Genomic DNA, 13,982 nt, shown 5'->3' on the forward strand with positions numbered 1-13,982 from the left:
TCTCGGTCAAGGCGCGGCCGATGCGGGATCGCATCGGCACACCCTCGTTCAGAGCAGTCCGACCTGATGGAATTTCGAAGCCACGATCTCCTTGTCGAAGGGCTTCATGATGTATTCGTCGGCGCCGGCATGCATGGCGCGCGCGATATGGGCGATGTCGTTCTCGGTGGTGCAGAACACGACCTTGGGGCGCTTGCCGCCCGGCATCTGGCGCAGGGTCCGCAGGAACTCGTAGCCGTCCATGATCGGCATGTTCCAGTCGAGCAGCACGGCATCCGGCATCTCGCCCTTGCAGGCGTCGATGGCGCGCGCGCCGTCCTCGGCCTCGGCGATGCGGAACTGCAGCCCTTCCAGGATGCGGCGGGCCACCTTGCGGATCACCGCTGAGTCGTCGACGACGAGGCAGTATTTCATGACTGGGTCTCCAAAAGCTGTGGCGCCGCCGTCAGGCCGCGCTGCGAAGGTCGAGATCGAGGACGGCGTCGAGGTCGAGGACGACGAGAAGCTCGTCGGCGAGGCGATGGATGCCCGTCGCCAGCGCCGCCCAGACGCGATCGAGATGGACCGGAAGCGGCTCGAAGGTGGAGCGGTCGAGCCGGATGACTTCGCCGACCGCATCGACGATGAGCGCATAGGCCTCGCCGCCGTGGTCGATGCCGATCGCCGTCAATTCGGTGCGGCCCTGGCCGTCGAGCCGCAGGGGAGCGGGGCGCCCGAGCCGCTTGCGCAGGCAGATCGCCGTGACGATGCGGCCGCGCAGGTTGATCAGGCCGACGATCTCGTCGGGCGCGCGCGGGACGACCGTGATGCGGTTGGCGATGAAGACGTCCTGGACGCGGCCGATCGGCAGACCGAGCAGCTGCTCGCCGACGCGGATCGTCACGTAGTCGAGCGAATCGCCGAAGCCAGGCGCGGCGGGCACGGGAGAATGAGGTTCGTTCGCCATCATGCTGCATGCCTCAGGTCGGCGCTGGCCGTATTGAGCTCGCTCAGCAGGGCGCGGCGGTCGAATTTCGCGACGACATCGTCCAAACCGGCCTGGACAGCCCGCATGTGCAGATCCGGCGTGGCACAGGTGGTGAGCCCGATGATGCGCAGGCGCTCGCCCGTGGCGCGCTCGCGCAGGATCGCGGCAAAGGCGAAGGCGGCGTCGCTGTCGCGATCGAGATCGAGCATCGCGGTCATGACCGGCTCGCCGCCGGTCAATCCCGTCTCGCTGAAGTCGGACAGTGTCGCGATGGTCCGGCCCGAAGCCTTCAGGACTGGGCCGAGCATGTCGCGCAGGAAGTCGGAGGGCTCGACCAGCAGGATCCGGCCGGGAAGCTCCGCGCTACGCCCGGCGGCGAACCAGCCGGGCTCGTTCAGCGGCAGGTAATGGGCGAGGTCGAGCACGTCGGTGGCGCGGCCGCGGATCATGGCCGAGCCGATGATGCCACGCTCCTCCGCCGCCGCCATTTCCAGCTCGAAGGTATCCTCGACGATGTCGACGATCGCCTCGACGGCAAGCGCCACGGTGAGATCGCCATTCGAGACGATGACCAGTGGCTGGATGCCCTTGTCGCGCAGCTGCGTGTCAGCCACCGGTGTCACCGGAACGAGGCGTCCGCGATAATGCAGGAGCGTCCGGCTGCCGCTGCGCTGGAACTCGCCGGCCTCGATCTCCTCCAGCCGCGTCACGAGAGAGAGCGGCAGGGCCTGCAGGGTGCCGGTACCGGCCCGGAAGACGAGCATCGTCGTGCGCTCGCCGCGATGTACCTGGGCCGCGGCCTCGCGCGGCTCCTGCTCGACATCCTCGCTGATCGCCGCTCCGACCAGGCGGGCGACGCCGTTGGGGTCGACGATGAGCACCACGGTGCCGTCGCCGAGGATCGTGTTGCCGGAAAACAGGTGGATGTGGCGCAGCTTGCTCGACATCGGCTTCACCACGATTTCCTCGGTGTGGAAGACGCTGTCGACAAGAATGCCGAATTGCCGCTCGCCGATCTGGGTAACGACGATAAAGCCCTCGCCATCCGTTCGCCCGGCATGCTCCTCGCCGTTGGAGGCCATCAGTCCCGGCAGGGAGACGATCGGCAGCAGGCGCCCGCGCAGCCGCAGCACGGGAGCACCGTTGATCTCCTCGATACGGTTGTCGTCGCCCGCTTTCGCCCGCACCAGCTCGCGGACGGCGATCTGGGGGATCGCGTAGCGGTCCTCGCCCGCGACCACGATCAGGGCGGAGATGATGGCAAGGGTCAGCGGAATCTTGATGGTGATGGTCGTGCCGAGCCCGGGGCGGCTCGCGACATCGACCGTGCCGCCGATCGAATCGACATTCGCCTTGACGACATCCATGCCGACGCCGCGACCCGAGACCGCCGTCACGTTGTCGGCGGTGGAGAAGCCGGGATGGAAGATGAAGCGGCCGATCTGCCCGTCGCTCAGCCGTTCAAGCTCCGCCTCCGTGGCGAGGCCCTTGGCGATCGCCTTGCCGCGGATGCGCTCGATGTTGAGGCCGCGCCCGTCATCGGCGATCGAGATCGTGACCGAGCCGCCCTCGTGATAGGCGGCAAGGCGGATCGTGCCGTGCTCGGGCTTGCCGGCCTCGCGCCGGTCGGCCGGCAGTTCGATGGCATGGTCGGCGCAGTTGCGGACCATGTGGATGAGCGGGTCCTTGATCAGGTCGAGGATCTGCCGGTCGAGTTCGGTCTCGGCGCCTTCGGTGATCAGCTCGATACGCTTGCCCAACTCGGCGCTGAGATCGCGCACGATACGCGGCAGCTTGGACCAGGCGTTGCCGATCGGCTGCATGCGCGTCTTCATCACGCCGTCCTGCAGTTCGGCCGTGATCAGCGACAGGCGCTGGAGCGGGGCCTTGAGACCGGCATCCTCTTGCCGCCTTGAGACCTCGAGGAGCTGGTTGCGCGTCAGCACGAGCTCCGAGACCATCGTCATCAGATGCTCGATCGTATCGACGTTGACGCGCAGCGTGGCCGGGCCCGGGTTGCTGCTGCGCGCCGGGCCATGCGTCTCCTCGGCCGGGGCGGCGATTTCGGTGCCTTCGATCCGGCCATCGGGGCCACGCTGCGGGCCCGGCGCGCTGCGAAAGATGATGTCTTCCGCGCTGCTCGCGACAGGAGCGGCCTGGCCGTGGCGCGCGAGATAGGCGGCGACCGGATCGAGCGAAGGATCGGCCGGCGGATTCAGCTTGAGTTCGCCCTTGGCGTGCTCGGCAAGCGCGAACAATTCGCCGATCAGCGTCTCGTCATTGCCTTCCGGCTCCTGCCCCTTCTCGGCGAGCTCGGCGAGGATGTCCTTGATCCGGTCGATGGTCTCAAGGATCGCGGTGACGGCGCTGGGCTTGACGGTCGCGCCGTCACGGAACTGCCCGATCACCGACTCGGCGGCATGGGTCAGCGCTTCCAGCCGGGGCAGGCCGATGAAGCCGCAGGTGCCCTTGACCGTGTGGACCAGCCGGAAAATGTTCCGCAGGATATCGCGGTTATTGGGGTCCTGCTCGAAGCGAACGAGTTCCCGATCAACCGTGTCGAGATTCTCGCCGGTCTCCGTCAGGAACTCTTGCAGCAGCTCGTCCATGCAGGAACTTCACTCAACGCGGAACGCTGCAGGAACTAAAGCAGGAGAACGGTTTATGATCGGTTGAGATCGCGTCTCGACCGGTAACGATCATTCAGGCCGCTTTCGCGGCCTTGATCGTCACCGTGTCGCCCTCGATGGCGAAGGTGATGCCCATTCCGGCGGCGCGGGCGACCATGCCGGTATAGAGCGGCTGGACGGCGTGGGCGTCGATCGTGCCGGTCTCGGAACGGCCGGCGATGAGCTCCTCGACATGAGCCGGAATCCGGGCATGCGAGCCGGTCGCGGTGATCTCGAACGTGCCCTGCTCGCCCTCGACCGTGGCGCGCGAGACGAGCTTGCCGCCGCGCGGAACGGCTTGCGTCGCCAGCACCAGCAGGTTGAGCAGGAGCTTGACCTGGTTCTTCGGCAGCAGGGCGCGCGGGGCCTCCCAGTCCAGCGAGAGCTTCTCGTCGTTGAGGAAGCCGTTGGCGACATTGCCGGCATCGCCGAGATCGATCATCGCGCCAGCAGAGCCGGCCGCGCCGAAGGCGAGACGGGCGAATTGCAGCCGGGCCGAGGCGGCGCGCGCGCTCTTCTTGATCAGCTCCAGCGCGAAATCGCGCATCGACGGATCGTCTTCCTCCAGAACCTCGAGAGCGTTGACAATCGCGCCGACCGGGCTGATCACGTCATGACAGACGCGGCTGCAGAGAAGCGCAGCCAGATCGAGCGGCTCGAGCGAGATGTCGGTCATGGGGGCGAGGTCCTGGAAACGGGGGCGCGCCCGGATTGGGGCGTCGTTGCCGCTTGATATGCTGCTATCTTGGTTTTCATGTGGTTAATCGCCATATGAGGGCGGTTATGAGAAGGACAGGCCGCGATGATCGGCCATGATGATCCCCGCCTGCGCGACCGTGACGGGCTTGGGCGCAAATTGGCGGAAGCTGCCGGCGTGAGCGCCGCCGTCCTGCTGGCGAAGCGGGCGGCGCGCGATGTCAGGCTGAAGAGCGATGGCACGCCGGTCTGCTCCGCCGATCTTGCGGCGGACCATGCCGCGAAGGACGCCCTGGCGCGTCTGCTGCCGGGCTTTCCGATCGTCAGCGAGGAAACCGCGCAGGACGCGGCGCCCGGCGCGATCTTCATCCTGCTCGATCCGCTCGACGGCACGCGCGAGTTCCTTGCGGGCGGCGACAGCTATTGCGTGGCGATCGCTGTCGTCAGCGACGGCCGGCCGATCGCGGGCGCGATCGCGGCCCCGGCCATCGGGCGGCTCTGGTTCTCGGGCGAGCATGCCTTTGAACAGGACTTTGCTCCGGACGGTGCCCTTCTGGGCGAAGCGCGGCGGACGAGCGTCAGGGCCGTGCCGGGCGAGGGGCCGGTCGCGCTGGTCAGCCGCTTCCATGGCGACGGCCGCAGCGACGGCATCGCGGCCTCGATGTGCTGCAGCAAGGGCATCCCGGTCTCGTCGGCGGTGAAATTCGGGATGATCGCCTCGGGCGAGGCCGATATCCATGTCCGCTGCGGGCAGACGATGGAATGGGACATCGCCGCCGGCGATGCCATCCTCTCGGCGGCGGGCGGGATCGTGCTGACGCTGGACGGCGCACTGCCCGATTACGGCCGCAGCGAGCGGCAATTCCGCAATCCGCCCTTCGTGGCAGCATCGAGCGAAGCGTTGGCCCGACAGGCGATCGCCGGGGATTGCGGCGGCTGAGGCAGGGCGGCTAGCGGGCGACGGAGCGCAGCACGGCGTTCCAGCGGCTTTCAGCCTGGGCCAGCAAGCCGGCTTCCCGCAGGAAGCGCTGACGATTGTCGGCCGAGCGGAACAGGTAAAGGCGCGATCCGATCACCGCGAACTGGCTGGGATCGCTCTCGATTGCGAGGCCATTGGCGACGCCGGTCGGATCGAAGCCGCCAAAGGCGGGCGCGTAGACCTGTGGAGCGTCGCGGAAGGCTTCGAGATTGGCCTGCGAGGCGAAACGCCAGACGAAGCGGTCCTGGATGAGTTCGTGCTCGGCGCGTCCTGCCAGTGGCTTGGATCCCAGACGATAGGAAACAGGGTCGAGGCCGTTGATGGCGAGGCCGGTGTGCAGGTCCCGCTGCATCACCTCGCCGAGGGAGGGCATGTCCGGCAAGGCCGGGAAGGGCACGGGTGTTGCCGTGTTGGGCGCGGCGGGCGGAGTGCTCGCGAGGGCTGGCCCTCCGATCGGGGAGAGGATTGCGAGGCCGGCTGCGAGCAAGACCCAGCGCTGCCTTGTTGCGGCCTTCATCGCATCAAATCCTCAATGGGACCTCATCCCGGGCCGAGCGGCTCTCCGGAATCTTCACGCCTTGGATAGATTTACGGCGTATCAAATCCGTTACCGAATTGATTCGCATTCGCCGAGCGTCACGATTCGACGTTCGGTCGGGCGGCGGATGGCCCAGGATCGGCCCGCCCCCCGGCCCGTATCGCATCCATCCCGGGCCGGCTGCCGCGCAGTCGCCGCCGGTGCCGAGCGGACGGACGATCGAACCGCCCCGGCGCTCTGCCTTGTCTGGCGCCCTGCCTGGAGATGTCGCTGATGACCCAGACCCGCCGCAACCTGATCACGGGCGGTCTCGCCGTGGCCGGCGCGAGCCTGACCGGGGCGCCGCTTCCCGCGCTCGCCCAGAACTACAAGAACCAGCAATCGTTCAGCCAGAACGAACTCGTCGGCTCCGGCCACAAGTTCTTCGGCAACGTGTCGCGCGGCCTCGCGCTGACGATCGAGGAAGCGGTGCGTCGCTGGGGCGAGCCGAACGGTTATGTCCTCGGCCAGGAAGCCTCCGGCGCTTTCGTCGGCGGTTTGCGCTTCGGCGAGGGACAGCTCTACACCCGCAATGCCGGCGACCGCCGCGTGTTCTGGCAGGGCCCCTCGATCGGCTTCGATTTCGGCGGCGAAGGCGCCCGCACGATGATGCTGGTCTACAACCTGCCGGTGGTCGATGCGCTCTACCAGCGCTTCGCCGGTATCGACGGCTCGGCCTATTTCATCGGCGGCTTCGGCTTTACCGCTCTGACGGCGGAAGGCATCATGGTGGTACCGATCCGCACCGGCGTCGGCTGGCGGCTCGGCGTCAATCTCGGCTATCTCAAGTTCACGCCGCAGGCGACCTGGAATCCGTTCTAGGCCGGGGCGACTATCTCTGGCCATGGCGCCGTCGCCATGGCAGATTCGGCCTCAGCCCATAGCCGGGAGTCCTGAGACTTGATCGAAGCCGTCATGCTGTTCGCGCTCGGCTTCCTCTGTGCCGCCCTCATGGCCCTGGCGGCCGTGCCGGCGCTGGCGCGGCGGGCCGACAGGCTGGCGCGCAAGCGGGCCGAGGCCGCGTTTCCGCTGTCGCTCGCCGAAATCGCCGCCGATCGCGACCACCTGCGCGCCGAGCTTGCCTTGCGCATGCGCTCGGCGGAGCAGGATGCCGAGCGCGGCTTCGCCGCCAAGGCCGGTGCGATGCAGGAACTCGGCCGGCGCGACATGACGATCGGCCGGCTGGAACGCGAGCTTGGCGAGCGTGATACACGGATCGGCGGGCTCGAGGGCGATCTCGCGCAGACACGCGGCGAGCTTGCCGATACGCAGGGCGCTCTCGCGACTGAGCGCACGGGCCATGCCGAAACCACTGCTACGCTGGAGAAGCGGGTGGCGGACCTTGCGAGCCTCGAGCGCAACCTGGAAGAGACGCGCTCGGCTTTGACCGGTACCGGGGCCGACCTCGTCGCGCGCAACGGCGAGCTGGAGCGCGAGCGCGAGACCGTCAGACGGATCGAGACCCTGCTGGCGGAGCGCGAACGGGAGCTGGCCGAGAGCCGCAGCGGCTTCGAGAAGCTGCGCGTCGCGCATGTCGAGGACGGAACCCGCATCATGGTGCTGCAAACCAAGGGTGACGAGCTTGCCGGCAAGCTCGCATCGACCGAGGAGCGTCTTGCCCAGAGCGAGACGGCCCTTCGCACGATGACCGGCGAGCGTGATGGCGAGCGGGTGCGGGCCGATGCCTTCGATGCGCGGGCCGCACAGGCTGAGGCCGGGCTCGCGGCGGCCGATGCCCGCGCCAGCGGGGCGGGCGTGGCGGCGCAGCAGCTCGACACGCAACTCCGGCAGGAACGGGCCGAACATGCCGCGACCCAGGACCTACGCGAAGCATTGAACCTGGCGCTGACCGCCGCGAAGACCGATCACGAGGCCGCCATGCAGAAGAACCGGGAGGAGATCGCGAGCTTGCAGGACGCCCAGATCGAGCGGGACGGCCAGATTGCGATGCTGCGGGCCGAACTTCAGACGCTTCAGGGCGCGCTGGCCCAGGCGCGGACCGACCGGACCCAGCTGATGGACGAGATATCGACCTTGCGCAGGGCCGGAAGCGAAGGCGCGAGGGTCAACCATGCAGCGTTGCGCCAGGAGATCGTTTCACTGGCGGACCGGCTCATGAGCACGGCGCCGAAGCGGGAAGCGGCGGAGTAGCCGGTCGAGCCCGGGCATCCCCGGCTGCCCAATTCTTCGCCGACAGCGGATTTCACTTTGCCATTCGATGTTCTAGGAAGGCTGTGTTCCCCGGCGTTCCCGCGCCATCTGAATGGTTTGAAACGTGACCGATAGCCGCTTCGATCTCCTTTGCCTCGGCGAACCGCTCGGCGAGTTCAACGCGACCCGCGCCGAGAGCGGTGCCTTCCTGTTCGGTCATGGCGGCGATACCTCGAACTGCGCGGTCGCGGCGGCGCGCCAGGGCATGTCGGTCGGCTATCTCGGGGCGCTCGGCGATGACAGCGCCGGCCATTCGATCCGCGGCCTGTGGAAGCGCGAAGGTGTCGACGACAGCCATGTCTCGACCCATCCGAGCGCACCGACCGGGCTCTATTTCGTCGATCACGGCCCTTCCGGCCATGTCTTCTCCTATCTGCGCGCCGGCTCGGCCGCGAGCCTCTACGGCCCGCGCGACCTGCCGCGCGAGCTGATCCGTTCCGCCCGAATCATCCAGGCCTCCGGCATCAGCCAGGCGATCTCGGCCAGCGCCTGCGACGCGGTGTTCGACGCGTTCGATACCGCCCGCAAGGCCGGGGTGCTCACCGCTTACGACACCAACCTGCGCCTGAAGCTCTGGCCGCTGACCCGCGCGAGGGCAATCATCCATGCCGCCTGCGCCATGGCCGACATCATCCTGCCCGGCCTCGACGACGCGGCGCAGCTCACGGGCCTGAACAACCCCGATGCCATCGTCGATTTCTATCTCGGCCTCGGCGCGCGGGTCGTGGCCCTGACGCTCGGCCATGAGGGCTCGCTGGTGGCGACGCCGGTCCGCCGCGAGCGCTTCCGGCCGATCAAGGTCGATGCGATCGATGCGACCGGTGCGGGCGATTGCTATGACGGCGCTTTCCTCGCCGAATACCTGCGCACGGGCGATGCCTTCGCAGCCGGGGCCTACGCCAATGTCGCGGCAGCCCTGTCGACGCTGGGCTATGGCGCGGTGGCGCCTTTGCCGCGCCGCGCCGATGTCGAGGCGCGCATCGCCGCGGAGGCGCGTTCCTGATGAGCGTTCCGGTTCTGAAGCGGGCGGGCGATCTTCTCGCCCGCTACGATGTGCTGATCAGCGATGTCTGGGGCGTGGTGCATGACGGGCTCTGGGCGCTGGAGCCGGCTTGCGAGGCGCTGATGGCCTATCGCGAGCGCGGCGGCACGGTGGTGCTGCTCTCGAATGCGCCGGGGCCGTCGCAGCAGGTCGCCGGGTTGCTCGACGCCAAGCGCGTGCCGCGCGAGGCCTGGGACCGGCTGGTCACCTCCGGCGACGTCACGCGCGCCCTGATCGCGCAGAGCCACCACAAGCGCGCCTATCATATCGGCTGGCAGAGCGACCGGGCCGTGTTCGACGGACTCGATGTCGAACTGGTGGGCGAGGACAAGGCCGATATCGTCGTCGCGACCGAACTCAACGACTACCGCACCGAGACGCCGGAGCAGTACCGCCCGCTGCTGGAGCGCTTCGCCCGGCGCGGCCTGCCCTTCATCTGCGGCAATCCCGATCTCGTCGTGCATGTCGGCGAGGACCTGCTGCCCTGCGCCGGTGCGCTGGCGACGATCTACGAAGAACTCGGCGGCTCCGTCGCCTGGGCCGGCAAGCCCTACCGCCCGGCCTATGACCTCGCATTGGCAGCCGCTGCCGACGCGCGAGGCGGCCGCTCGGTCGAGCCCAGCAAGGTGCTGGTGATCGGCGATGCGGTGCGCACCGATCTGGCCGGCGCGCGCCTGATGGGCTTCGACAGCCTCTTCATTGCGGGAGGCATCCATCGCGACGAGACGATGCGAGGCGGGGAGGTCGACGCGGCCGGCCTCGCCAGGGTGCTGGACGAGCTTCCCGTCCAGCCGATCGCGGCGATGGGCGCGCTGGCCTGAAGGCCAGCGCTATTAGTGCGCGTCGCCCGTGCGGGCGTCGCGCAGGGTCGTCAGCGTGATGACGATGCAGAGCAGCATGCCGATGATCGACAGGATCGCTGCCGCGCGGAAGCCGACCATGAAGGCTTCGCTGGCCCGCGCCAGCATCGGCCCGGCCTGATCGGGCGAGAGCCCCGTTGCCAGTGCCAGCGCACCGCCCAAAGTCGAGCGTGCGGGAGCCAGCGCATCCGCACTGACGCCGGACACCGCGACATCCGCCATGCGGCTGCGATAGAGCGCGGCGCCCAGGCTGCCGAGCACGGCGATGCCGAGCGCGCCGCCCAGTTCGGCTGACGTCTCCGACATGGCCGAGGCCGCGCCGGTGCGCTCGGGCGGGGCGGAGCCGACGACGATGCCGGTCGTCAGCGTGATCACCGGCGTGAAGCCGATCGAGAACACGACCGAGGCCGCGACGATCTGGATCAGATTCGGAGCGAAGACGAGCCAGACGAAGCCAAGCGCCGAGAGCGCCATGCCGCCGGCCATCAATGTCGCGGGCTTGTAGCGCCCGACGAGCGCAGGCGTGACGAAGGAGGCGAGCGTGAAGGCGATAGCCGAAGGCAGTGACCAGAGCCCGGCCTGAAGCGGCGTCAAACCGGCGACGAGCTGGAAATACTGCGCCATGAAGATGAAGCTGCCGAACATGAAGAGGATGCCGGCGAGGTTGATCGCCAGCGCCGCCCGGAAGGCGGGAATCCGGAACATCGCGAGATCGACCATCGGATCGGCGAGCCGCTTCTGACGGCGAATGAAGATCAGGACGAAAGCAAGGCCGACAAGGATGGCCGCTGCGGCCAGCCAGTCGAAGCCTTCGGCTGCCCAATGCTTGATGCCGTAGACAAGGCTCAGCACGGCGGCGAGCGAGAGTAATGCGCTGAAGACATCCAGGTTGCCGGCGTTGGGGGCGCGGTATTCCGGCAGCAGGATCGGGCCGATCGCGAGTAGCAGCAGCATCGGCGGCACGGCGATCAGGAAGACCGAGCCCCACCAAAAATACTCGATCAGGAAGCCGCCGACGACCGGGCCGATGATGGCGCCGGCCGAGAAGCTGGCGATCCACATCGAGATCGCGAAGGTGCGTTCCTTCTCGTCGGTGAACATCACGGTGATCAGCGAGAGGGTGGAGGGCGCCAGCGTCGCGCCAGCGATGCCGAGCACGGCGCGCATCGCGATCAGCATCTCCGCGCTGTTCGAGAAGGCTGCGACCGTCGAGGCGACGCCGAAGAAGGCGGCGCCGATCATCAGCAGGCGGCGCCGGCCGATGCGGTCTCCCAGCGTGCCCATGGTCATCAGGAAGCCGGCGACCATGAAGCCGTAGATGTCGATGATCCAGAGGAGCTGGCTGGCGCTCGGCCTCAACTCGCGCGTCAGCGTCGGCACCGCGAGGTTCAGCACCGTCAGATCCATCGAATAGAGCATGCAGGGCAGGGCGATCGCGATCAGGCCGAGCCATTCGCGCCGCGTCGCCTTCTCACCCCGGGTCGAAGCGGGTGCCGCCGTCATGGTTGTCTCGCAAGTCTGGTTATCACGCGGGGCTCTCTGCCACGACAGCGCGGCCAAAACTGGCAGGAGAGGCGTTTTCGCCGCTTGGCCGAGGCCCGCCGCTAGCCCGGCTGTGTTGCCGGAGGCTTGCGCAGATGCGTGGCGATGTCCTGCCAGAGGCCGTGCAGCGGGCGGAAGACGAAGCGCACCGTCGACTTGCCGGGCGGCACGACGACCGCCCGGAACAGGACGTTGGCGCGCAGCAATTCGGCCGGCTGGCCGTCGATCTCGACCTGCCACCAATGATGCCAGACATCGTTGAGCACTAGATAGCCGCCGCGCGCCGTCTCGGCCGCGAGCGTCACGGTCGTGGTTCCGTAGTCGCGGATCGCGACGCTGTTTTGCCCGAGCGGGCCGGTTGGCAGCGGCGGGGGATCACGGTCGAGCAGGACGGTCCGGCGTGGATCGAAACCTTCGGGCCATGCACCGGTCCTGAGGATCGCGTCGAAATCCGCCTTCCGGGCGTCGGTCACCAGCAGCACGCGCGGCAGGGCGCGCGGGTTCTCGTAGACGAAGGCGTCCTTGGTGCGGGCGATCTGCCTGAGGTCGCCGGGCTTCAGGCGCTTGTCGATCTGCTCGGCGGGTACGCCCGTCGCGATGAAACGCAGGCCGAGCATGTCGGCGAGCAGCGAGCGGTAGCCCGGCATCAGGGCTGAGAAGGCGCGCTGGTCGGGCAGGGCGACATGGTCTCCGGCACCGGTCGCCTTGCTGTAGAGGCCGAGCCGCAGCGGGTTGTACCCCAGCGTGTTGTCGAGATCGTGCACGAGGCTGGCATTGGGCCAATGGAAGTCGATGCCCGCGAGCTCGATGCGGTCGCGCCGGTCGGGAGCGGCCGTGCGAGCCGTCTCGCGCTTCAACAGGGCGATGGTATCGTTGCTGCTGTCCTTGCGCAGGACGTCATAGGTCTTGGCGGGCAGGGCAGTGGATTCGCTTGGGCCGTTGTTGACCGAGAGGTCCATGGTCAGCGTCGCCGCCAGAACCATGGTCGCGGCCAGAACGGAACCGCGTTGCGCCAGTCCGCGCGCGGCGACGAGGCCGCCGAGCGAGAGCAGGCCGCAGAGCGCCGCGATGACGAGCGGCATGGTTGCGACAGGGATGCGCCCGACCGTCCAGGCCAGCCAGAGCGCGAGCGCGAGCGCGCCGGCGAAGATGAGCGCCTCCAGGGCGCGATGCCAAGGCCGCGCCTTGGGCGCCGTGCCGGTCATGACGAGATGGGTCAGATAGCCGCCGAGCAGGGCGAGCAAGGCGCCGAGGATGAAGAGCGCATCGGCGGGACGGCGGTAGAAGCTGATGCCGGGCAGCTCGAACAGTACGCGGAAGGCCGGCGTGTAGCGGCCGAGCGCGAAGAGCAGGACGATGATCGCCGCGACGGTGAGCGGGACGATCTCGCGACGCCAGAGCGCGCCGCGGACGAGGCCGATGGTGAGGATCAGGCCCATCGGCAGCAGGCCGAGATAGAGCTGGCTCATGTTGCGCGCGAGGAAGAGGCTGAGGGGGCCGAAGCGCGCTTCCCAGGCCGGGCTAGGGGCACCCCAGAAATCGGCGAGTGGCCCGGCCGCGCCATAGAGATTGGCGAAAAGCCCGGTCAGCAAGGCAGCCGGATGGAGCGAGCCCTTGCCGGCCTCGACGAAATCGATGACGGGACGGTTCGATTCCTGCGCGATGAAGGCAGTCAGCAGGATCGGCACGGTCGCGACGAGGATGGCACCGAGCGTTCCGGCGACGAGCGGCGGCAGGCTGGCGCGGAAGGCCCGCCATGGGCTTCGCGCCATCAGGATGGCGGCGATGGTGAGCCCAGCGAGGACATAGACGCCGAGGAGTGCGACCTGATCGCGCCCCAGCACCATGAAGCCGGAGACGATGCCGGCGGCGAAGCCATAGCCGATCGAGCTGCGCTCCAGCGCCCGCGAGAGCAGGAAGAGCGTGATCGCGAAATAGCCGAGGCTCAGCACTTGCCCGACATGCTGGATACGCCAGGCCGCCGCTGCGCCAAAGGCGAAGGACAGGGCCGCAACCACTGCTCCCGCTGGATGCCAGCCGCGATCCCGAAAGATCACGACGATCGACAGCGCTCCAAGCAGCAAGGTGCCGAGCAGGGCACCGTCGCTCCAGCGGAAATCCGGAGCCGGGTTCAGCGCCGCGATCAGGGCGAAGGAGGGCGAGAAGATCAGCGATTGCGGATCGGCGACCTGTGGCGAGCCGGAAAAGACATAGGGCGTCCAGAAGGGCGAGAGGCCCTTGTGGAAGGTATCGGCGAGAAACTGGAGCTGCGGATGGAAATGCGCCTTGGCATCCCAGGGGATGGTCAGCGTGCCCGAAAGCCAGGGCCAGGACAGAGCGAGCCAGGCGATGAACACGATCGCGCAGACGCTGGCGAGCGGCCAGCGTCCGGGGCTGTCGGGCAGGGTGTCGTCGGGCGCGGGCATCAGCCTGGCCTGA

Annotated in this window: 12 protein-coding genes; 5 read left to right on the top strand and 7 right to left on the bottom strand. The window is 68.1% G+C overall.

Annotated features, from left to right (window positions below):
* Nucleotides 1-48 precede the first annotated feature (48 nt).
* The 4 genes from NUV79_RS01260 to chpT form a co-directional block, all read right to left on the bottom strand.
* A complete protein-coding gene (locus NUV79_RS01260; protein WP_038359309.1) occupies nt 49-414 on the bottom strand; it encodes a response regulator in 366 nt (121 codons plus the stop codon).
* Between the two features lie 31 nt (nt 415-445).
* Complete coding sequence (locus NUV79_RS01265) at nt 446-946, bottom strand: chemotaxis protein CheW (protein ID WP_374678696.1); 501 nt, start codon at nt 944-946, stop codon at nt 446-448.
* Complete coding sequence (locus NUV79_RS01270; protein WP_257731262.1) at nt 946-3,576, bottom strand: hybrid sensor histidine kinase/response regulator; 2,631 nt, start codon at nt 3,574-3,576, stop codon at nt 946-948. The genes NUV79_RS01265 and NUV79_RS01270 overlap by 1 nt, the downstream gene beginning before the upstream one ends.
* Before the next feature lie 94 nt (nt 3,577-3,670).
* A complete protein-coding gene (gene chpT / locus NUV79_RS01275) occupies nt 3,671-4,312 on the bottom strand; it encodes a histidine phosphotransferase ChpT (RefSeq protein ID WP_257731263.1) in 642 nt (213 codons plus the stop codon).
* Between the two features lie 126 nt (nt 4,313-4,438).
* Here chpT and NUV79_RS01280 point away from each other — a divergent pair, with 126 nt between their 5' ends.
* The gene (locus NUV79_RS01280; protein WP_257731264.1) at nt 4,439-5,272 is read left to right on the top strand and encodes a 3'(2'),5'-bisphosphate nucleotidase CysQ family protein; all 834 of its coding nucleotides are present in this window, start codon (nt 4,439-4,441) and stop codon (nt 5,270-5,272) included.
* A gap of 10 nt (nt 5,273-5,282) precedes the next feature.
* On the opposite strand, the gene NUV79_RS01285 is transcribed toward NUV79_RS01280, so the two are convergent.
* Nucleotides 5,283-5,828, bottom strand: a complete 546-nt coding sequence (locus NUV79_RS01285; RefSeq protein WP_257731265.1) for a YHS domain-containing (seleno)protein — start codon at nt 5,826-5,828, stop codon at nt 5,283-5,285.
* 294 nt (nt 5,829-6,122) lie between these two features.
* Here NUV79_RS01285 and NUV79_RS01290 point away from each other — a divergent pair, with 294 nt between their 5' ends.
* The 4 genes from NUV79_RS01290 (at nt 6,123) to NUV79_RS01305 (ending at nt 9,962) form a co-directional block, all read left to right on the top strand.
* Nucleotides 6,123-6,710, top strand: coding sequence for a DUF1134 domain-containing protein (locus tag NUV79_RS01290; RefSeq protein WP_257731266.1), 588 nt, complete (start codon nt 6,123-6,125; stop codon nt 6,708-6,710).
* Nucleotides 6,711-6,788: 78 nt separating this feature from the next.
* Nucleotides 6,789-8,039, top strand: coding sequence for a coiled-coil domain-containing protein (locus tag NUV79_RS01295; protein ID WP_257731267.1), 1,251 nt, complete (start codon nt 6,789-6,791; stop codon nt 8,037-8,039).
* 124 nt (nt 8,040-8,163) lie between these two features.
* On the top strand, nt 8,164-9,102 hold the full coding sequence (locus tag NUV79_RS01300) for a sugar kinase (protein WP_257731268.1): 939 nt from the start codon (nt 8,164-8,166) through the stop codon (nt 9,100-9,102).
* Nucleotides 9,102-9,962 carry a TIGR01459 family HAD-type hydrolase gene (locus tag NUV79_RS01305; protein ID WP_257731269.1) on the top strand — a complete coding sequence of 287 codons (861 nt, stop codon included), beginning with the start codon at nt 9,102-9,104 and terminating at the stop codon, nt 9,960-9,962. The genes NUV79_RS01300 and NUV79_RS01305 overlap by 1 nt, the downstream gene beginning before the upstream one ends.
* 12 nt (nt 9,963-9,974) lie before the next feature.
* On the opposite strand, the gene NUV79_RS01310 is transcribed toward NUV79_RS01305, so the two are convergent.
* Nucleotides 9,975-11,504, bottom strand: coding sequence for an MFS transporter (locus tag NUV79_RS01310; RefSeq protein ID WP_257731270.1), 1,530 nt, complete (start codon nt 11,502-11,504; stop codon nt 9,975-9,977).
* Nucleotides 11,505-11,605: 101 nt separating this feature from the next.
* Complete coding sequence (locus tag NUV79_RS01315) at nt 11,606-13,969, bottom strand: glycosyltransferase family protein (protein WP_257731271.1); 2,364 nt, start codon at nt 13,967-13,969, stop codon at nt 11,606-11,608.
* Nucleotides 13,970-13,982 lie beyond the last annotated feature (13 nt).

It is taken from the genome of Allobosea sp. 47.2.35 (genome assembly GCF_024655635.1).
Taxonomy (GTDB): domain Bacteria; phylum Pseudomonadota; class Alphaproteobacteria; order Rhizobiales; family Beijerinckiaceae; genus Allobosea.

Bases quoted from the DNA above. Each gene is read 5' to 3' on its own strand.
- NUV79_RS01260 (WP_038359309.1), bottom strand. From the start codon at position 414: ATGAAATACTGCCTCGTCGTCGACGACTCAGCGGTGATCCGCAAGGTG.
- NUV79_RS01265 (WP_374678696.1), bottom strand. From the start codon at position 946: ATGGCGAACGAACCTCATTCTCCCGTGCCCGCCGCGCCTGGCTTCGGC.
- NUV79_RS01270 (WP_257731262.1), bottom strand. From the start codon at position 3,576: ATGGACGAGCTGCTGCAAGAGTTCCTGACGGAGACCGGCGAGAATCTC.
- chpT (WP_257731263.1), bottom strand. From the start codon at position 4,312: ATGACCGACATCTCGCTCGAGCCGCTCGATCTGGCTGCGCTTCTCTGC.
- NUV79_RS01280 (WP_257731264.1), top strand. From the start codon at position 4,439: ATGATCGGCCATGATGATCCCCGCCTGCGCGACCGTGACGGGCTTGGG.
- NUV79_RS01285 (WP_257731265.1), bottom strand. From the start codon at position 5,828: ATGAAGGCCGCAACAAGGCAGCGCTGGGTCTTGCTCGCAGCCGGCCTC.
- NUV79_RS01290 (WP_257731266.1), top strand. From the start codon at position 6,123: ATGACCCAGACCCGCCGCAACCTGATCACGGGCGGTCTCGCCGTGGCC.
- NUV79_RS01305 (WP_257731269.1), top strand. From the start codon at position 9,102: ATGAGCGTTCCGGTTCTGAAGCGGGCGGGCGATCTTCTCGCCCGCTAC.
- NUV79_RS01310 (WP_257731270.1), bottom strand. From the start codon at position 11,504: ATGACGGCGGCACCCGCTTCGACCCGGGGTGAGAAGGCGACGCGGCGC.
- NUV79_RS01315 (WP_257731271.1), bottom strand. From the start codon at position 13,969: ATGCCCGCGCCCGACGACACCCTGCCCGACAGCCCCGGACGCTGGCCG.